This window comes from Pseudomonas baetica, assembly GCF_019733355.1.
Lineage (GTDB): Bacteria > Pseudomonadota > Gammaproteobacteria > Pseudomonadales > Pseudomonadaceae > Aquipseudomonas > Aquipseudomonas baetica_A.
This window is the reverse complement of sequence record NZ_JAIHLQ010000013.1, coordinates 154024-172743: the sequence shown is the minus strand read 5'-3', so window position 1 is coordinate 172743 and position 18720 is coordinate 154024. Positions and strand designations below refer to the sequence as shown.

19 protein-coding genes and 1 pseudogene are annotated in these 18720 nt (G+C 60.2%); 9 read left to right on the top strand and 11 right to left on the bottom strand.

Features of this window, described 5'->3' with window-relative positions; genetic code table 11:
- Positions 1 to 83 precede the first annotated feature (83 nt).
- From hutI to mdoH, 6 genes are all read left to right on the top strand, one after another.
- Positions 84 to 1289 (top strand): imidazolonepropionase, encoded by a 1206-nt coding sequence (gene hutI / locus K5E40_RS14260; RefSeq protein WP_221731334.1) that lies wholly within the window; start codon positions 84 to 86, stop codon positions 1287 to 1289.
- A 10-nt stretch (positions 1290 to 1299) separates the two neighbouring features.
- Positions 1300 to 2103 carry an N-formylglutamate deformylase gene (gene hutG, locus K5E40_RS14255; RefSeq protein WP_221731333.1) on the top strand — a complete coding sequence of 268 codons (804 nt, stop codon included), beginning with the start codon at positions 1300 to 1302 and terminating at the stop codon, positions 2101 to 2103.
- A gap of 235 nt (positions 2104 to 2338) precedes the next feature.
- Complete coding sequence (gene pip, locus K5E40_RS14250; protein WP_221731332.1) at positions 2339 to 3310, top strand: prolyl aminopeptidase; 972 nt, start codon at positions 2339 to 2341, stop codon at positions 3308 to 3310.
- Positions 3307 to 3744, top strand: a complete 438-nt coding sequence (dtd, locus tag K5E40_RS14245; RefSeq protein ID WP_221731331.1) for a D-aminoacyl-tRNA deacylase — start codon at positions 3307 to 3309, stop codon at positions 3742 to 3744. The genes pip and dtd overlap by 4 nt, the downstream gene beginning before the upstream one ends.
- A gap of 277 nt (positions 3745 to 4021) precedes the next feature.
- A complete protein-coding gene (locus tag K5E40_RS14240) occupies positions 4022 to 5836 on the top strand; it encodes a glucan biosynthesis protein G (protein ID WP_221731330.1) in 1815 nt (604 codons plus the stop codon).
- A complete protein-coding gene (mdoH, locus tag K5E40_RS14235) occupies positions 5829 to 8399 on the top strand; it encodes a glucans biosynthesis glucosyltransferase MdoH (RefSeq protein WP_221731329.1) in 2571 nt (856 codons plus the stop codon). The genes K5E40_RS14240 and mdoH overlap by 8 nt, the downstream gene beginning before the upstream one ends.
- Positions 8400 to 8573: 174 nt before the next feature.
- Here mdoH and K5E40_RS35630 read toward each other — a convergent pair whose 3' ends face one another.
- The 11 genes and pseudogenes from K5E40_RS35630 to ubiE form a co-directional block, all read right to left on the bottom strand.
- Entirely contained in the window at positions 8574 to 9287 is a 714-nt protein-coding gene (locus K5E40_RS35630; RefSeq protein WP_401138693.1) for a methyl-accepting chemotaxis protein, read from the bottom strand.
- 141 nt (positions 9288 to 9428) lie between these two features.
- A pseudogene (locus K5E40_RS35625) lies at positions 9429 to 10373 on the bottom strand (methyl-accepting chemotaxis protein); the annotation flags it as partial.
- Positions 10374 to 10592: 219 nt separating this feature from the next.
- Entirely contained in the window at positions 10593 to 11300 is a 708-nt protein-coding gene (locus tag K5E40_RS14225; RefSeq protein WP_221731327.1) for a 16S rRNA (uracil(1498)-N(3))-methyltransferase, read from the bottom strand.
- Positions 11297 to 12085, bottom strand: coding sequence for a twin-arginine translocase subunit TatC (gene tatC, locus K5E40_RS14220; RefSeq protein WP_260455779.1), 789 nt, complete (start codon positions 12083 to 12085; stop codon positions 11297 to 11299). The genes K5E40_RS14225 and tatC overlap by 4 nt, the downstream gene beginning before the upstream one ends.
- On the bottom strand, positions 12082 to 12534 hold the full coding sequence (gene tatB, locus K5E40_RS14215; protein WP_221731326.1) for a Sec-independent protein translocase protein TatB: 453 nt from the start codon (positions 12532 to 12534) through the stop codon (positions 12082 to 12084). The genes tatC and tatB overlap by 4 nt, the downstream gene beginning before the upstream one ends.
- A 10-nt stretch (positions 12535 to 12544) precedes the next feature.
- Positions 12545 to 12826 (bottom strand): twin-arginine translocase TatA/TatE family subunit, encoded by a 282-nt coding sequence (locus K5E40_RS14210; RefSeq protein ID WP_221731325.1) that lies wholly within the window; start codon positions 12824 to 12826, stop codon positions 12545 to 12547.
- Positions 12827 to 12851: 25 nt separating this feature from the next.
- A complete protein-coding gene (locus K5E40_RS14205) occupies positions 12852 to 13184 on the bottom strand; it encodes a phosphoribosyl-ATP diphosphatase (RefSeq protein ID WP_007909355.1) in 333 nt (110 codons plus the stop codon).
- Positions 13177 to 13578 (bottom strand): phosphoribosyl-AMP cyclohydrolase, encoded by a 402-nt coding sequence (gene hisI / locus K5E40_RS14200; RefSeq protein WP_123470722.1) that lies wholly within the window; start codon positions 13576 to 13578, stop codon positions 13177 to 13179. Before hisI ends, K5E40_RS14205 begins: the two co-directional genes overlap by 8 nt.
- Before the next feature lie 81 nt (positions 13579 to 13659).
- A complete protein-coding gene (ubiB, locus tag K5E40_RS14195; protein WP_221731324.1) occupies positions 13660 to 15264 on the bottom strand; it encodes a ubiquinone biosynthesis regulatory protein kinase UbiB in 1605 nt (534 codons plus the stop codon).
- Complete coding sequence (locus K5E40_RS14190; RefSeq protein WP_095187467.1) at positions 15261 to 15884, bottom strand: SCP2 domain-containing protein; 624 nt, start codon at positions 15882 to 15884, stop codon at positions 15261 to 15263. Before K5E40_RS14190 ends, ubiB begins: the two co-directional genes overlap by 4 nt.
- The gene (gene ubiE / locus K5E40_RS14185; RefSeq protein WP_221731323.1) at positions 15884 to 16654 is read right to left on the bottom strand and encodes a bifunctional demethylmenaquinone methyltransferase/2-methoxy-6-polyprenyl-1,4-benzoquinol methylase UbiE; all 771 of its coding nucleotides are present in this window, start codon (positions 16652 to 16654) and stop codon (positions 15884 to 15886) included. Before ubiE ends, K5E40_RS14190 begins: the two co-directional genes overlap by 1 nt.
- A gap of 154 nt (positions 16655 to 16808) precedes the next feature.
- Here ubiE and K5E40_RS14180 point away from each other — a divergent pair, with 154 nt between their 5' ends.
- The 3 genes from K5E40_RS14180 to K5E40_RS14170 all read left to right on the top strand — a co-directional run bounded on the left by K5E40_RS14180 (position 16809) and on the right by K5E40_RS14170 (position 18615).
- Positions 16809 to 17084 (top strand): polyhydroxyalkanoic acid system family protein, encoded by a 276-nt coding sequence (locus K5E40_RS14180; protein WP_221731322.1) that lies wholly within the window; start codon positions 16809 to 16811, stop codon positions 17082 to 17084.
- A 240-nt stretch (positions 17085 to 17324) separates the two neighbouring features.
- The gene (locus K5E40_RS14175) at positions 17325 to 17747 is read left to right on the top strand and encodes a phasin family protein (protein WP_221731321.1); all 423 of its coding nucleotides are present in this window, start codon (positions 17325 to 17327) and stop codon (positions 17745 to 17747) included.
- Positions 17748 to 17757: 10 nt separating this feature from the next.
- Entirely contained in the window at positions 17758 to 18615 is an 858-nt protein-coding gene (locus K5E40_RS14170) for a phasin family protein (protein WP_221731320.1), read from the top strand.
- The last annotated feature ends 105 nt before the right edge of the window (positions 18616 to 18720 follow it).

Sequence of the window (18720 nt, the reverse complement as noted above, 5' to 3'; positions counted from 1 at the left end):
AGCCCGCTCCCACAGGGGAACGCATTCCAAATGTGGGAGCGGGCTTGCTCGCGAATCGATTTTGAACAAGACGAGGACTTGGGATGAAAACCCTCTGGCAACACTGCCACGTCGCAACCATGGCGCAAGGCGTCTACTCGATCATCGAGGATGCGGCCATCGTGACGTCCGGTGCGCACATCGAGTGGATCGGCCCGCGCAATCAATTGCCATCCGGCGAATACCCGGCGGTCAATGACTTGCAAGGCGCGTGGGTCACCCCCGGCCTGATCGACTGCCACACCCACACGGTGTTCGGTGGCAACCGCAGCGGCGAGTTCGAAAAACGCCTGCAAGGCGTTAGCTACGCCGAGATCGCCGCGGCCGGCGGCGGCATCGCCAGCACCGTGCGTGCGACGCGCGAAGCGAGCGAAGACGAATTGTTCGCCAGTGCCGCCAAACGCTTGAAAAGCCTGATGCGTGACGGCGTGACCACGGTCGAGATGAAATCTGGCTACGGCCTCGATCTGGCCAATGAGCGCAAGATCCTGCGCGTGATTCGGCGTCTGGCTGCCGAACTGCCGATCAGCGTGCGCAGCACCTGTCTGGCCGCACATGCGCTACCGCCGGAATACAAGGATCGCGCTGACGATTACATCGATCTGGTCTGCACCCAGATGCTGCCAGCGTTGGCCGCCGAAGGTTTGGTTGATGCCGTGGATGCGTTTTGCGAATACCTGGCGTTCTCGCCGGAACAGGTTGAACGCGTGTTCATCGCTGCCCACAAACTGGGTCTGCCGGTGAAGCTGCACGCCGAGCAATTGTCCTCGCTGCACGGCTCCAGCCTGGCGGCGTGCTACCACGCGTTGTCGGCCGATCATCTGGAGTTCATGGACGAAGCCGACGCCATCGCCATGGCCGAATCCGACACGGTCGCGGTGCTGCTGCCGGGCGCGTTCTACTTCCTGCGTGAAACCCAACTGCCGCCGATGGAAGCCCTGCGCAAGCACAAGGTGAAGATCGCCATCGCCAGCGACCTCAACCCCGGCACTTCGCCAGCGCTGTCGTTGCGCCTGATGCTCAACATGGCCTGCACCTGTTTTCGCATGACACCGGAAGAAGCGCTGGCCGGCGCGACGATTCATGCCGCGCAAGCGCTGGGCATGGCTGACACCCACGGTTCGCTGGAAGTCGGCAAGGTCGCGGATTTCGTCGCCTGGCACATTGATCGTCCGGCGGATCTGGCCTATTGGCTCGGTGGTGATCTGGACAAACGCGTCGTGCGTCACGGCGTCGAATCAAGTCTGTAGGAGAACGGTTGTGGATAAGGTTCTGAATTTCAAACAAGGTCGTGTGCCGCTGTTGATCAGCATGCCTCACGCCGGTCTGCGCCTGACGCCTGCGGTCGAGGCTGGCCTGATCCCGGATGCGCAAAGCCTGCCGGACACTGACTGGCACATTCCGCAGCTCTATGACTTCGCCGAAGAACTCGGCGCCAGCACCCTGGCGGCCGAGTACTCGCGTTTCGTCATCGACCTGAACCGGCCGTCCGACGACAAACCGCTGTACGCCGGCGCCACCACCGGGCTGTATCCCGCGACTTTGTTCGATGGCATCCCGTTGTTCAAGGAAGGCCAGGAGCCTTCGAAAGAAGAGCGCGCGACTTACCTGGAGCAGATCTGGACGCCGTACCACCGCACCTTGCAGGAAGAACTGGCGCGGCTGAAGGCCGAGTTCGGTTACGCGTTGCTGTTCGACGCGCATTCGATCCGCTCGATCATCCCGCACCTGTTCGACGGCAAACTGCCGGACTTCAACCTCGGCACCTTCAATGGCGCCAGTTGTGATCGGCAACTGGCCACGGAACTGGAAGCGATCTGCGCTCGCCACGGCGAGTACAGCCACGTCCTGAACGGACGCTTCAAGGGCGGCCACATCACCCGCCATTACGGCAACCCGGCCGAGAACATCCACGCCGTGCAACTGGAACTGTGCCAGTGCACCTACATGGAAGAGTTCGAGCCGTTCCGCTATCGCGCCGACTTGGCCGAGCCGACGCGGGTGGTCCTCAAGGCGCTGCTGCAGCACTTTATTGCCTGGGGCCAGAAACACGCTCTCAAGTAACAACACCATCCCCTGTGAGAGCGGGCTTGCTCGCGAAGGCGTCGGAACAGTCAATATTGATGTCGACTGATACGGCCTCTTCGCGAGCAAGCCCGCTCCCACATGTTTTATATGCAGCAGAAAAATCGCGGTAGTGCACAGGCATGCTTATTGACGTAAATCGGGTTTATGATGCCCAACGGCAGAATAATAGAAGTCCCCCCAGGGATGACCTCGACCCCTTACGGAGCGCGCAATGCAGACTTTGTTCCCGCAGATCAAACCTTACGCCCGGCACGATCTGGCTGTCGATGACACGCATACGTTGTATGTCGACGAGAGCGGTTCACCGCAAGGCTTGCCGGTCGTGTTCATCCACGGCGGCCCTGGCGCCGGTTGCGACGCTCAGAGCCGACGCTATTTCGATCCGAACCTGTACCGCATCGTCACTTTCGACCAGCGCGGTTGCGGACGCTCCACCCCGCACGCCAGCCTGGAAAACAACACCACTTGGGAACTGGTCGCCGACCTTGAGCGCATCCGCCAGCACCTGGGCATCGAAAAATGGGTGCTGTTCGGTGGTTCGTGGGGTTCGACCCTGGCGCTGGCCTATGCACAAACTCACCCGGAGCGCGTGCATGGCTTGATCCTGCGCGGGATCTTTCTCTGCCGCCCGCAGGAAATCGAGTGGTTCTATCAGGCTGGCGCCAGCCGCCTGTTCCCCGATTACTGGCAGGACTACATCGCGCCGATTCCGCTGGACGAGCGCGATGATCTGCTCAGCGCCTTCCACAAACGCCTCACGGGTAACGACCAGATCGCCCAGATGCACGCGGCCAAAGCCTGGTCGACCTGGGAAGGGCGCACCGCGACCCTGCGGCCGAACCCGCTGGTGGTCGATCGCTTCTGCGAACCGCAACGCGCCTTGTCGATTGCGCGCATCGAGTGCCACTACTTCACCAACAATGCTTTCCTCGAACCGAACCAACTGATTCGCGACATGGGCAAGATTGCTCACTTGCCGGGCGTGATCATTCACGGTCGTTACGATGTGATCTGCCCACTGGATAACGCCTGGGAACTGCATCAGGCGTGGCCGAACAGCGAGTTGCAGGTGATTCGCGACGCCGGTCATGCCGCGTCCGAACCGGGCATCACCGACGCGCTGGTGCGTGCCGCCGGTCAAATGGCGCAGCGCCTGCTCGACCTGTCGCCCGAAGAAGCATGAAGGGCCTGTTACAGCGAGTGCGTGGCGCTCGAGTAGAGGTGGCGGGCGAGGTAGTGGGTGCGGTCGATCAGGGGTTGCTGGTCCTGGTGGCGATCGAACCAGACGACACGCGTGTCAGCGCCGACAAACTTCTGCATAAGCTGCTTAACTATCGGGTATTCAGTGACGCCGAGGGCAAGATGAATTTGTCCTTGGCGGACGTGGGTGGCGGGTTGCTGCTGGTCTCTCAGTTCACCCTGGCCGCCGACACCAAAAGCGGGTTGCGGCCGAGCTTTTCAACGGCGGCGCCACCGGCTCTGGGCGAGGAATTGTTCGACTATCTATTAAGCAAAGCGAAACAGGTGCATGGCACTGTGGCATCAGGTAGATTCGGCGCTGATATGCAGGTGCATTTGGTCAACGATGGCCCGGTTACCTTTTTGTTACAGACCTAAAAGCACCTGAAACACCTTCTTTAGGAAATTTCGACTGTTTTTAGGGTGTTTTCGCGATAAATACTTTGTTACCCCTGATGCGTTGTCATGCGGGCTACTAGATAATCGCGCGCTATGGGGATCAGCGTTCGTTGGTCCATTTTTGACTTAGGTAGAGACTTGTCTGGATCCGATTGGGGAATCATTTTGCCCCAGCGGAGTCGGAACAATGCTCGCCAACCTGGCATATAGATAGCTGGCCGTTGGTTTTTTGATCTGTTTTCGGCGAGGGTTGCTCGTGATTGTTAGTCCCTGTAATGCAGCAAAATTGTCTGCCAAACGCGTTCGAAGTGCTTTGGTAGCGGGCTCCGCGCTCCTGTGCCTGCTCAGCGCCGGTCAGCTTTGGGCGTTCAATCTTGACGATGTATCGGCCAAGGCTAAAGAGCTGGCCGGACAGAAGTTCGAAGCCCCCCGCAGCAACCTGCCGAACGAATTCCGCGACATGAAATTCGCGGACTATCAGAAAATCCGCTTCCTCACCGAAAAGGCTGAGTGGGCTGATCAGAAGACCCCGTTCAAACTGTCCTTCTATCACCAGGGTATGCACTTCGATACACCGGTGAAAATCAACGAAATAACGGCTAACACCGTCGAAGAGATCAAATACGACCCTTCGCGTTTCGATTTCGGCGATCTGAAATTCGATCCTAAGGCCACCGATAAACTGGGTTATGCCGGTTTCCGTGTGCTGTACCCGATCAACAAGGCCGACAAGCAAGACGAAATCATGACCATGCTGGGCGCGAGCTACTTCCGCGTCGTCGGCAAGGGTCACACCTACGGTCTTTCGGCTCGTGGCCTGGCCATCGATACCGCGTTGCCGTCGGGCGAAGAGTTTCCGCGTTTTCGCGAGTTCTGGATTGAACAGCCGAAGCCGGCTGACAAGCATCTGGTGATCTACGCCCTGCTGGATTCGCCGCGTGCCACCGGTGCCTATCGTCTGATCCTGCGTCCGGGCAGCGACACCATTGTCGACGTCAAGGCGCAGATGTTCCTGCGTGACAAGGTCGGCAAACTGGGCATCGCCCCGTTGACCAGCATGTTCCTGTTCGGCGCGAACCAGCCGTCCAAAGTCCTCAACTACCGCCGTGAACTGCACGACTCCAGCGGTCTGTCGATCCATGCCGGTAACGGCGAGTGGATCTGGCGTCCGCTGAACAACCCTAAACACCTGGCCGTGAGCAATTTCAGCGTCGACAACCTGCGCGGTTTCGGTCTGCTGCAACGTGGCCGTGACTTCAGCCACTACGAAGACCTCGACGACCGCTACGACAAGCGCCCAAGCGCCTGGATCGAGCCGAAGGGCGACTGGGGCAAGGGCACCGTTGATCTGGTAGAGATTCCGACCGCCGACGAAACCAACGACAACATCGTTGCGTTCTGGAGCCCGGAAAAAATGCCGGAGCCGGGTCAGCCGCTGGACTTCGCCTACCGCATGCACTGGACCATGGATGAAGCCGCGATTCACGCGCCGGACAGCGCCTGGGTTGCGCAGACGCTGCGTTCGACCGGTGACGTCAAGCAATCGAACCTGATCCGTCAGCCCGATGGCAGCGTTGCCTACCTGGTCGACTTTGAAGGTCCATCGCTGGCGGCGCTGGCCCCGGACGCTGACGTTCGCAGCCAGGTCAGCGTCGGTGACAACGCCGAACTGGTTGAAAACAGCGTGCGCTACAACCCTGAAACCAAGGGCTGGCGCTTGACCCTGCGGATGAAAATCAAGGATGCGAGCAAGTCGACCGAGATGCGTGCCGCACTGGTGCAGCCAGTGGTAACCGCTGATCTGGCCAAGTCTGCGGTGCCGACGTCTAACTCGTCCGTTGCCAAGGCCGACAAGATTGCCGCCAAGCAACAAGCGAAAGCCGACAAGGAAGCCAAGGCAGCCGAGGCCAAACAGGCAGATGCCAAGCCAGACGCAGAGGCCAAGGACAAGGCCAACAAAGACGCCAAGCAGCCAGCCGCTGCGGACGCGGCCCCAGCCACACCGGAATCGGCACCGACTGAAGAAGTCCTGACCGAGACCTGGAGCTATCAGTTGCCTGCCGATGAGTAACTCTCAAGTACAGCCAGAGACTCTGTCCGAGTATCTGGCGCATCTGCCGATGACCGACGAGCAGCGCGCGGAACTCGCGGGCTGCCAGTCGTTCAGCGAGCTGCATGAACGCCTATCGTCCTCGACGTTCGGCGCGCCGACCGAAGCCGCCCAGGCTTCGGTCGGCAAGCGCCTGACCCTGAGCACGGCCGAAGCGCTGGAAGATGCGCAAATGCTGGTGCTCGACGCCAGCGGCCGGGTCAGTCTCAAGGCCACGCCGCCGATTCGTCGCACCAAAGTCGTGCCGGAGCCTTGGCGTACCAATGTTCTGGTGCGTGGCTGGCGCCGCCTGACCGGCCGCACCAACCCGCCGCAACCGCCCAAAGACGAAAACGTGCTGCCGGCCGCGCGCTGGCGCACCGTCGGTTCGATCCGTCGCTACATTCTGTTGCTGCTGATGCTCGGCCAGACCATCGTCGCCGGCTGGTACATGAAAGGCATCATGCCGTACCAGGGCTGGTCGTTCGTCGACCTCGACGAAGTCCTGCACCAGCCGCTGCTGCAAACCGCCACGCAAGTGCTGCCGTATGCGCTGCAAACCAGCATCCTGATTCTGTTCGGGATTCTGTTCTGCTGGGTGTCGGCCGGTTTCTGGACCGCGTTGATGGGCTTCCTCGAGTTGCTCACCGGTCACGATAAATACCGCATCTCCGGCAAAAGCGCCGGCAACGAGCCGATTGCCAAAGACGCCCGTACCGCGCTGGTGATGCCGATCTGCAACGAAGACGTGCCCCGGGTATTTGCCGGTCTGCGCGCCACCTTCGAATCGGTTGCCGCCACCGGTGATCTGGATCGTTTCGACTTCTTCGTGCTCAGTGACAGTAACGACACCGACATCTGCGTGGCCGAGCAACAAGCCTGGCTGGACGTCTGCCGCGAAGCCAAAGGCTTCGGCAAGATCTTCTATCGCCGCCGTCGCCGTCGTGTGAAACGCAAGAGCGGCAACCTCGACGACTTCTGCCGTCGCTGGGGCGGTGACTACAAGTACATGGTCGTGCTCGACGCCGACTCGGTCATGAGCGGCGAGTGCCTGACCAGTCTGGTGCGCTTGATGGAAGCCACGCCGGACGCCGGGATTATCCAGACCGCGCCTCGTGCGTCGGGCATGGACACCCTGTATGCGCGCATGCAGCAGTTCGCGACCCGCGTGTATGGCCCGTTGTTCACTGCCGGTCTGCACTTCTGGCAGTTGGGTGAATCCCATTACTGGGGTCACAACGCGATCATCCGCATGAAGCCGTTCATCGACCACTGCGCCTTGGCGCCGTTGCCGGGCAAAGGTGCGTTCTCTGGGGCAATCCTGTCTCACGACTTCGTTGAAGCGGCGCTGATGCGTCGTGCCGGCTGGGGCGTGTGGATTGCCTACGACCTGCCGGGCAGCTACGAAGAGTTACCGCCCAACCTGCTCGACGAACTCAAACGTGACCGTCGCTGGTGCCACGGCAACCTGATGAACTTCCGACTGTTCCTGGTCAAGGGCATGCACCCGGTGCACCGTGCGGTGTTCCTGACGGGCGTGATGTCGTACCTGTCGGCACCGTTGTGGTTCTTCTTCCTGGTGCTGTCGACCGCGCTGCTGGCGGTGAACACGCTGATGGAACCTCAGTACTTCCTTGAACCGCGTCAGCTCTATCCGCTGTGGCCGCAATGGCACCCGGAAAAGGCAATCGCGTTGTTCTCGACCACCATCGTGCTGCTGTTCCTGCCGAAGTTGTTGAGCATCATCCTGATCTGGGCCAAGGGCGCGAAAGAGTTCGGCGGCAAGTTCAAGGTGACGCTGTCGATGCTGCTGGAAATGCTGTTCTCCATGCTGCTGGCGCCGGTGCGGATGATTTTCCACACCCGTTTTGTTCTGGCCGCGTTCCTGGGCTGGGCCGCCACCTGGAACTCGCCACAGCGTGACGACGACTCCACGCCATGGAGCGAGGCGGTCAAGCGCCACGGGCCGCAAACGCTGCTGGGTTTCTGCTGGGCGCTGTTGGTGATCTGGCTGAACCCAAGCTTCCTGTGGTGGCTGGTGCCTATCGTCGGTTCGCTGATGCTGTCGATCCCGGTGTCGGTGATTTCCAGTCGTGTGGGTCTGGGCTTGAAGTCCCGTGACGAGAGCCTGTTCCTCATCCCTGAGGAATACAATCCGCCACAGGCGCTGCTGGCCACCGATCAGTACACCCACGAAAACCGCTGGCACGCACTGAACGACGGCTTTGTCCGCGCCGTGGTCGACCCGCAGCAGAACGCTCTGGCGTGCTCGCTGGCGACGGCCCGTCACGGCCAGGCCGAGCCGATCGAGTGGCTGCGTCAGGAGCGTGTGCGTCACGCACTGAAGGTTGGCCCGGCGGCGCTGAGTAACCATGATCGCCTGCAACTGCTGAGCGATCCGGTCGCTTTGGCGCGTCTGCATGAGCAGGTCTGGGCCGACGGTCACGCCGAGTGGCTCAATGCCTGGCGCGCATCGGTGAAAGCCGATCCGCACGCCCCGCTGCTGCCGCTGCGACCGGTGAGTCTTCAGGCTCAGCCGGCCTGATGAGAAAACCCCGCGAAAGCGGGGTTTTTTATGGCACTGAAAAGTCCCACAGCCTAGGTAAGCCACAGCGAATGAGTCGAACACAACCGTTGTGGTCGACTCATTCACCTGTGGGCCGGCTTGCTATCGATAACATTACCTCGGCCCGAAGCGAGCCGAGGCAGATCAGTGACCTCAAACCTTGAATCGGCCCACCAGCATCTGCAAATGCGTGCCCAACCGCGCCAGTTCAACGCTGGACGCTGCTGTCTCTTCACTCGCCGCCGAGGTCTGATCCGACACATCACGCACGTTCAGCACGCTACGGTTGATCTCTTCGGCCACGGCGCTCTGCTGCTCGGCTGCTGCCGCGATCTGCTGGTTCATCGCCTGAATCGCCGATACGGTGCGGGTGATGCTTTCCAGTGAGCCACCGGCGCGGCGGGTCAGCTCCACGCTGCTGTCAGTCAGGCTGCGGCTGTTGTCCATGATCGTCGCCACTTGCTGGGTGCCGTTTTGCAGGCCTACGATCAGTTCTTCGATCTCTTCGGTGGACTTCTGCGTGCGCTGGGCAAGGCTGCGCACTTCGTCAGCAACCACCGCGAAGCCACGGCCGGCCTCGCCCGCACGCGCCGCTTCGATTGCCGCGTTGAGCGCCAGCAGGTTGGTTTGCTGGGCCACGGATTTGATCACGTCGAGCACGCTGCCGATCTTGTCGCTTTCGCGTTTAAGTTCGCCCATGGCTTCGGTGGAGTGGCCCACTTCAACGGCCAGGCGTTCGATCTGGGTGATCGCCTCACCCACCACCTTATCGCCTTCGCGGGCCTGCTGGTCGGCGGCAACGGCGGCTTCGGAAGCCTCTTCGGCGTTGCGCGCGACTTCCTGCACGGTGGCGGCCATTTCGTTCATGGCGGTGGCGACCTGGTCGGTCTCGATCTTCTGATTGTTGACCCCGGCGCTGGTCTGCTCGGTCACGGCCGACAGTTCTTCGGCAGCGCTGGCGATCTGGGTGACGCCTTCGCTGATGCCACCGATCAACTCGCGCAGGCCTTGGGTCATGCTCTGCATCGAGCGTTGCAATTGGCCCAGTTCATCGCGACGCAGCGAGACGAGGTTGTGGGTCAGATCGCCGGCCGCCACGCGTTCGGCGACCTGCAGGGTCTGATTCAACGGAATGATGATCTGTCGGGTGATCGCCCACGCAGCCAGCAGGCCGAAAGCTACCGCCAGCAGGGTGGCGATGATCAGCATGTTCTTGGCGTGTGCGGCATCGGTGTCGCGCACGATGGTCTGGGATTCGGTGAGTTTTTTGCTCACGTCGAGGAGGATGTCGCCCTGAGCCGACATGATTGCCTTGGCCTTGGCGGTGTTGATCTGGGAGTCGCGGAACTGGGCGACCGCTGCGCGATAGGCCTTGATTGAGTCAGTGGCCTGCTGCAGGTTGGCGATGTGCTGCTCCGGCAGCTTCGATGGCAGGCTCTCGAGATTTTTCAGCGCATTGTCGATGGCGTCCAGCGCCGGCTGCTCAGCATCGGCCTTGCCGCTGTAGGTGTAGCCGCGCACCTGATAGCGCGCCTGCTGCAGCAGTTTGCTCAGTTCGATCACGCTGTTGAATTGGGCGACGCTGTCGCCCTGCAGCATGGATTTTTCAACTTCCGAAATCTTCGCCACGGCGTTGTCGGCATTGGCGCCAAGCTTGCTGCGGGCGTCTTCGCGCTGAACGGTGGCCTGGGTCATGTCGGCAAAGGCGCGTTTGTATTCGGCGACGGCGGCCAGTTGCTGATCGACCATTGCCGCATCGGAGGGTTGCTCGATCAGGGTGCGAGCGGTTTGCAGGCCGCTGTCGAGTTTGCCAAGCAGTTCGTTGACTGTGCCGGGACCTTGTTCGCCACGACGGGCTTCATAGTCCAGGCGCGCCAGGCGCAGATCCTTGGTCAGCTCGTTTAGGCCGGAGATGAAACCAAGCTTGTCGCCACGGCTGATGATGCCGCTCATGCCGGTCCAGCCGGTGAAAGTGATCAACAGCGTCAGCAACAGCACCAGGCCGAAACCGATTCCCAGCTTGCGTTTGACGCTGACGTTTCCAAGACTCTCGGCTAACCAACGGTACATGCGACGACTCCCTCAGACCACTCATTGGACTTATGGGAACTGTATCGGCTGGGTGATGGCAATCTGTAACGCCATTTGTCCGCCACAGGGGATGTGGCGAATTTAGAACAGGCGGGCGAGCAGGGCGGTCACGGCGGTTTCAACCCGCAAAATGCGCTCACCCAGTTGCACTGGTTGCAGGCCGGATTTGGCCAGCAGATCGATTTCGTAAGGGATCCAGCCACCTTCGGGACCGATCGCCAGGGTCACCGGTTCGTTGAGTGCGCGTGGGCACGGCGGGTAGTTGCCGGGATGGCCGACCAGGCCGAGAGTGCCGTTGGTGATGGCTGGCAGACGGTCTTCGACAAATGGTTTGAAGCGTTTCTCGATGATGATGTGCGGCAGGACGGTATCCCGGGCCTGTTCGAGGCCGAGGATCAATTGTTCGCGGATCGCTTGCGGTTCAAGAAACGGCGTCTGCCAGAAGCTCTTTTCGACGCGGTAGCTGTTGACCAGAATCACTTTCGACACGCCCATGGTCGCCACGGTCTGGAACACCCGACGGAGCATTTTCGGGCGGGGCAGGGCCAGCACCAATGTCAGTGGCAGCTTGGCCGGTGGCGGTTGGTCGAGGGTGACGCGCAACTCAGCTTCACCCGCTTCCAGGCGCAACAACTCGGCCGAACCCATCAACCCGTCTATACGCCCGACCCGCAGGCTGTCACCGACTTCCGAGCGGTGAACTTCCTGCATATGGGTCAGGCGACGATCACGCAGCACCACACGGTCGGGCGCAATGAAATCGGCCTCTTCGAGCAGCAGCAGGTTCATGCCTGGGTCGCTGGCGGCGGGTCGTTGTGATCGTCGGCTGCTTCTTCCGGGCGTTCGCGCTTGCTGACCAGGCTGCCGAACAGAATGCCGATTTCAAATAGCATCCACATCGGCACGGCCAGCAGGGTCTGGGAGAAAATGTCCGGCGGGGTGAGGATCATGCCGACCACGAAGCAGCCGATGATCACGTACGGGCGGATCTTCTTCAGGTATTTGACGTCGACCACGCCGATCCACACCAGCAGCACCACGGCCACCGGGATTTCGAACGCCACGCCGAAGGCGAAGAACAGCGTCATGACGAAATCGAGATAGCTGGCGATGTCGGTCATCATTTCCACGCCGGCCGGGGTGGCGGCGGCGAAGAATTTGAAAATCAGCGGGAACACGAAGTAATAGGCGAAGGCCATGCCGGTGTAGAACAGCAGGATGCTGGAAACCAGCAGCGGTACGGCAATGCGCTTCTCATGCTTGTACAGGCCTGGCGCGATGAAGCCCCAGATCTGATGCAGAATCACCGGAATCGCGAGGAATAGCGAAACCATCATCGTCAGCTTCAACGGCGTCAGGAACGGCGACGACACGTCGGTGGCAATCATCGTCGCGCCCACCGGCAGGTACTGGCGCAGCGGCGTCGAGACGAAGGTGTAGATCTGCTGGGTGAACGCGAACAACCCGGCGAAGATGATGAAGATCGCCGCCACGCAACGCAGCAGACGGGTGCGCAACTCGGTGAGGTGCGAAACCAGCGGCATGTGCTGGTCGTTTTCGGGAAGATCGCTCATGGGGCTCGCGGCGGCAATGTGGGGTCGTGAGGGGCCAGCGCTACGGGCGCGGCGGCTGGAGCAACGTGTTCAACCGAGGTTTCTGCTGCAGCGGGCACCGTTTCTGCCTGTGTGGCAACGGGTGCAGGTGTCAGCGGAGCGACTGCGGCAGGGCTGTGAATCGTCTGCTCGCCCACATGTTCAACCGGTGTCGGTTCCTGCTGAACCGGCGTGAAGATCTTCCGCGCCTCCTGCTCCAGCGACAGAATGTGCTCGTTGTGCAGTTGCCGACGGATTTCGTCAGCGCCGATTTCACGTTCAACTTCCTGTTTGATCGCGTTGAAGCTGCGCTTCAGTCGCCCGACCCACAGGCCGGCGGTGCGTGCAGCGCCCGGCAGTCGCTCGGGGCCCAGCACCAGCAGGGCAACGAGGCCGACGAGCAGCAGTTCAGTGAAGCTGATACCAAACATTAGTCAGTGCTCACACGTCTTTGCGGATCGGCTCTTCAACTTTCTGTGCCTGCACGTCGATGGTGTGCGGCGCATTGGTCTGAGCGGTGGCTTGCGGCTGCACTGGTGGCACCGGTTGCGCAGGCGTCACGGTTGGATCGGCGGCTGGCTTCTCGTCGTCGTTCATGGCTTTGCGAAAGCCCTTGATCGACTCACCCACGTCGGTGCCGAGGTTTTTCAGTTTCTTGGTGCCGAACACCAGCACCACGACTACCAGAATGACGATCCAGTGTTTCCAGTCAAAAATGCCCATGTTGCAGTTCCTCTCTCAAAGTTGTTCAGGCGGACGGACGCGAGGCTTTCTCGACGTGTCCGGACAGACCGAAGCGACGATCCAGTTCATCGAGCACAGCCTGCGGATGCTGCCCCAGTTGGGCGAGCATGACCATGCTGTGGAACCACAGGTCGGCGGTCTCGTAAATCACGTCGCTGCAATCACCGCTGATGGCGGCGTCCTTGGCGGCAATAATGGTTTCGACCGACTCTTCGCCGACTTTCTCCAGAATCTTGTTCAGACCCTTGTGATACAGACTAGCCACATACGAGCTGTCGGCAGCGGCGCCTTTGCGCTCTTCGAGCACTTCGGCCAGACGGGTCAGGGTGTCACTCATGTTTGTGTCCTGCGCAATAGATGGCGTGCGGGTCTTTGAGTACCGGGTCGACTGTTTTCCAGTCGCCGTTTTCGAAGACACGGTAAAAGCAGCTTTGACGGCCGGTATGGCAAGCAATATCGCCGATCTGTTCAACCATCAGGATGATCACGTCGGCGTCACAGTCCAGACGCATTTCATGCAGGGTCTGTACGTGGCCGGACTCTTCGCCCTTGCGCCACAGCTTGCCACGGGAACGTGACCAGTAGATGGCACGGTTTTCCGCGGCTGTCAGTTCCAGCGCTTCGCGGTTCATCCAGGCCATCATCAGCACGCGTCCGGTCTTGTGATCCTGGGCAATCGCCGGCACCAGGCCATCAGCGTCCCACTTGATCTCGTCCAGCCAGTTTTTCATCTTCGACTCCGACAGCGAACCCGCACTTCTAATAGTCGGGTTCAGGCGTTGAAACAGTGTGCCAGCCGATCATGGAACTGGCTATCGGCGAACGACCAGATACAAGCCGACAGCCACCATGATCCCCGCAGGCCAATGCCCCAGCTCGTTCAGTGGGCCACCGGCGGCGAGGACCGTACCGCCCGCCAGATGGGCACTGCCAAGCAGGCGCAGGAACCAGTCGTCCTTGCGTTTGTGCCACGGTGGCGGTGGGTCGTTGGCATGTGGCTGGGACATGCGTTCGAGCAGGTCGCGGGCCATATTGGCCAGGTGCGGCAACTGTTCGAACTGGCTCTGCACGTTGCCGATCAAGGTTTTCGGGCTGACGCGCTCGCGCATCCAGCGTTCTAGGAACGGCTGCGCGGTGTTCCACAGATCCAGATCCGGGTACAGCTGACGGCCGAGGCCTTCGATGTTCAATAACGTCTTTTGCAGCAGCACCAACTGCGGCTGCACTTCCATGTTGAAGCGCCGCGCCGTCTGGAACAGGCGCATCAGCACCTGGCCAAATGAAATATCTTTTAATGGTTTTTCGAAGATCGGCTCGCACACGGTACGGATCGCCGCTTCGAATTCGTTGAGTTTGGTTTCTGCCGGCACCCAGCCCGAATCAATGTGCAGTTGCGCCACGCGGCGGTAGTCACGCTTGAAGAAGGCGAACAGGTTGCGTGCCAGGTAATCCTGATCCTCGGGGGTCAGGCTGCCGACGATGCCGCAGTCGATCGCGATGTACTGCGGGCTCCACGGGTTGACCGTGCTGACGAAGATGTTGCCCGGGTGCATGTCGGCGTGGAAGAAACTGTCGCGGAATACTTGGGTGAAGAAGATCTCCACGCCGCGTTCGGCGAGCATTTTCATGTCGGTGCGCTGGTCGGCGAGGGTCGCCAAATCCGTCACCTGAATTCCGTAGATACGCTCCATCACCAGCACTTTCGGCCGGCACCAGTCCCAATAGACTTGCGGCACGTAGAGCAACGGCGAGCCTTCGAAGTTGCGCTTCAACTGGCTGGCGTTGGCCGCCTCGCGCAGCAGATCGAGTTCGTCGTAGATGGTTTTTTCGTAATCCTGAACCACGTCCACCGGGTGCAGCAGACGGGCATCCGCCGATACTTTTTCGGCGGCGCGGGCGAGGATGAACAGCCATGCCAGATCCTGCGCGATCACCCGCTTCAGGCCCGGGCGGATGACTTTGACCACCACTTCTTCGCCGGTTTTCAGTTGCGCGGCATGTACCTGTGCGACCGAGGCCGAGGCCAGTGGTTTGACGTCGAAGCGGCTGAAGACTTCGTCGATCTTTCTGCCCAGTTGCTCTTCGATCAGCTTGATTGAAACCTGCGAATCGAATGGCGGCACGCGATCCTGCAGCAGCATCAGTTCATCGGCGATGTCTTCCGGCAGCAGGTCGCGACGGGTCGAGAGAATCTGCCCGAACTTGATGAAAATCGGCCCCAGATCCTGCAATGCCAGGCGTAAACGCGCACCCCGGCTCAGATCCAGCGGCTTGCGCGCAAACCAGCGCCACGGCAGCACAAAGCGCAGCGCCAGGAGGAACCAGGGCAGCGGCAGATCGAACAGCAGGTCATCGAGGCGGTAGCGGATCACGACGCGCTGGATGCGCAACAGACGGCGGACGGCAAGCAGCTTCATGCGTTATCGCTTGGGTCGAGGGATCGGGAAAGGCGCTCGAAACGCGCCTCGAGACGTTCCAGATCAAGTTTGATCCGGTCCAGTTCGCTGAACCGCGCTTCGGCTTCGCGCTGCCCGACGAGGGTGCGTGATTCTTCGGCGAGGTATTCGGCGAGGTTCTGGTTGAGACTGGCAAATCCTTGTTGATACCAGCGTGCGCGGCTGCGCAGATGTCCACCGACCAGTTGTGTGGCGACCGGGCCGAGCCAGCGCGAGAGTTCGTACTCCCAGTCCAGCTCGAGATCCTGCAACACACCGGCCAGTTCCAGCAGCACACCGCTGTCGCCATCGAGCTCGACTTGCGGGGCATGCAGCACCGCGGTCTTGTCTTTGCTCAGGGCCAGTTTCACCAGGCTTGAAGCCGGAGCGCGCAAGGTGCAATCGACGCCGGTTTCCCAGTGGGAGGCCAGCATCAGACCTTCATCACTCGGCAGGATGAACAGTTGCAGCGCCGGGCTGCGGCAATCGACGGCAATCACTTTGCCAGTCAAATGCGCCAGCCGCGGCAGCGCCGTGCTGTCGAGACGCAGCACCCGGTTCAGGCCGAGTTCGACGCTGGCCAGCAGCCCGGTGAGCAGCATCAGGGCTTGATGCCGCGGTGCAGGGCGACGATGCCCGAGGTCATGTTGTGATAGGTCACGCGGTCGAAACCGGCGTCGACCATCATCGATTTCAGGGTTTCCTGATTCGGGTGCATGCGGATCGACTCGGCCAGGTAGCGATAGCTCTCCGAATCGTTGGTGATCAGCTTGCCCATCAGTGGCATGAAAGCGAACGAGTAGGCGTCGTAGGCTTTGGACATCAGCGCGTTGGTCGGCTTGGAGAATTCCAGCACCAGCAGACGGCCGCCGGGCTTGAGCACGCGCAGCATCGAGCGCAGGGCGTCTTCTTTATGCGTCACGTTGCGCAGGCCGAAAGCGATGGTCACGCAGTCGAAATGGTTGTCGGGGAACGGCAGTTTTTCAGCGTCCGCCTGAACGAATTCGACGTTGCCGGCCACACCCAGATCCAGCAGGCGGTCACGGCCGACCTTGAGCATGGATTCGTTGATGTCAGCCAGCACAACCTGGCCGGTCGGGCCGACCAGATGGGAGAATTTTTTGGTCAGGTCGCCAGTGCCGCCGGCGATGTCCAGCACGCGATTACCGCTGCGCACGCCCGACAATTCGATCGCGAAACGTTTCCACAGACGGTGCATGCCGCCCGACAGAAGGTCGTTCATCAAGTCGTACTTGGCGGCTACGGAGTGGAACACCTCAGCGACTTTTTCCGCTTTCTGGCTTTCCGGAACGTTTTTGAAGCCGAAGTGAGTGGTGGGTTCGGCATCGCTGCCTTTGCGCTGATCAGTCATATCGCTGTCACCAAAAGAGAATGCGCGACATTCTAATCCCCAAGCCATGCTTTGTCTTGGAATGGCTAAAGGTAAGATGGGCAACCTTCGGGACGATTTGCCGCAGATGCGGTCAAGATTTACCGACAAGCATTCATAAAGCAGGAGTCATTCAATGGCCCGTATTAGTGTTGAGCGTGCCCACAACCTGGGTAAGGAAGCGGCCCGCGAGAAGGCCGACAAGCTGGCGCAGAAACTGTCCGATCAATATGGCCTGGAGCCGCAATGGTCGGGCGACACCTTGAACCTCAAGCGTTCGGGCGTTAAAGGTGCGGTGCATGTCGCCGACGATTCGATCAGGGTCGACGTGGAGCTGGGTCTGATGATGTCGGCCATGAGTGGCATGATCAAAGCCGAGATCGAGAAGGCGCTGGACAAAGCGCTGGTTTGATTTCTGCCTGAAATGAAATCCCCCGGTGGGGGCTTGCTCGCGAAAGCGGTCTGTCAGTTGATGAGTCTGTTGACTGATAAGAGGCTTTCGCGAGCAAGCGCGCTCCCACATTTGTTTCGTGGTGCTCCTGCTGTTTATGTCAGTTGTTAGGGTGCCGTTTCTAATTTTTCTGCCTACTTTGTGCCTGAGCCCGACACTTTCGCGGGCAGTTCCTCAAACCTTCTGCGCGTGAGGTGCACCATGGCCAAAGTAATTTTGAAGAAAAAAATCGACGCTTCGACTTCTGCTCTGAGCGACGTGAAATCCTATGCCCGCAAGATCTGGCTGGCAGGCCTGGGTGCCTATGCCAAGGTCGGCCAAGAGGGCAGCGACTACTTTCAAGAGTTGATCAAGGCTGGTCAAACGGTTGAAAAGAAAGGCAAAAAAGCCGTCACCGAAAAACTCGAAGCAGCCAACACCGAGATCGATGAAGTCAAGGGTGAGGTCAGCTCTTTCAAAGGTCGCGTCGAAGTTCAACTCGACAAGGTCGAGAAGGCGTTCGACTCCCGTGTTGCAAGCGCCTTGAATCGTATCGGCATTCCGTCTAAACATGACGTTGAGACACTCTCTGCTAAGCTCGATGAGCTGACGGCATTGCTCGAACGCGTCGCGCGTAAATCTTAAGGAGAACGGGATGGCTGGTAAAAAGAACACCGATAAAGAAGGCAGCTCGTGGATTGGGAAAGTCGAAGACTACTCCCGCAAAATCTGGCTGGCTGGTTTAGGCGTGTACTCGAAGATCGACACTGACGGCAGCAAACTCTTCGATACATTGGTCAAAGACGGCGAGAAAGCCGAGAAGCTCACCAAGTCTGTGGTTGGCAAAAAGGTCGATGCCGCCAAGGATTCTGCTTCTTCGGCCAAGTCGCGCATCAGTGGCGTTAAAGATCGCGCACTGGGCAAGTGGGACGAGCTGGAAGGGGCTTTCGACAAGCGCCTGAACAGCGCGATTTCGCGCCTGGGTGTTCCGAGCCGCAATGAAGTGAAAGCGCTGCACAGCAAGGTGGAAACCTTGACCAAGCAGATCGAAAAACTTACCGGGGAGAAAGCTCGCCCGGTAGCGGCGAAAACCGCTGCAGCCAAGCCAGCAGCCAAAACGGCGGCGGCCAAACCAGCAGCGAAAACCGCGGCCAAGCCACTGGCTAAAGCGGCTGCAAAACCTGCGACCAAACCGGTTGCTGCCAAAGCCGCTGCCAAGCCTGCTGCAAAAGCTGCGGCCAAACCAGCAGCTAAACCTGCCGCCAAGCCAGCAGCGAAAACCGCAGCCGCCAAACCTGCTGCCAAGCCAGCGGCCAAACCGGCTGCGGCGAAGAAACCGGCAGTGAAAAAACCGGCCGCACCGAAAGCCGCTGCGCCGAAACCGGCCGCTCCAGCGGCCAAGCCTGCCACTTCGGCAACCCCGGTGAGCACGTCGAACTCCGCCGCTGCACCGACTCCGGCGGCAACCCCGACGGTTGCATCGACCCCGTCGACGCCAACCAGTCAGTCCTGATTTTTCAGGAAGCAAGAAAACGCCCGGCCTGCGAAGGTCGGGCGTTTTTGTTTGTGTAGATAATCTCAAGACCACTGCGAACCCCTGTGTGGGCTTGCTCGCGAA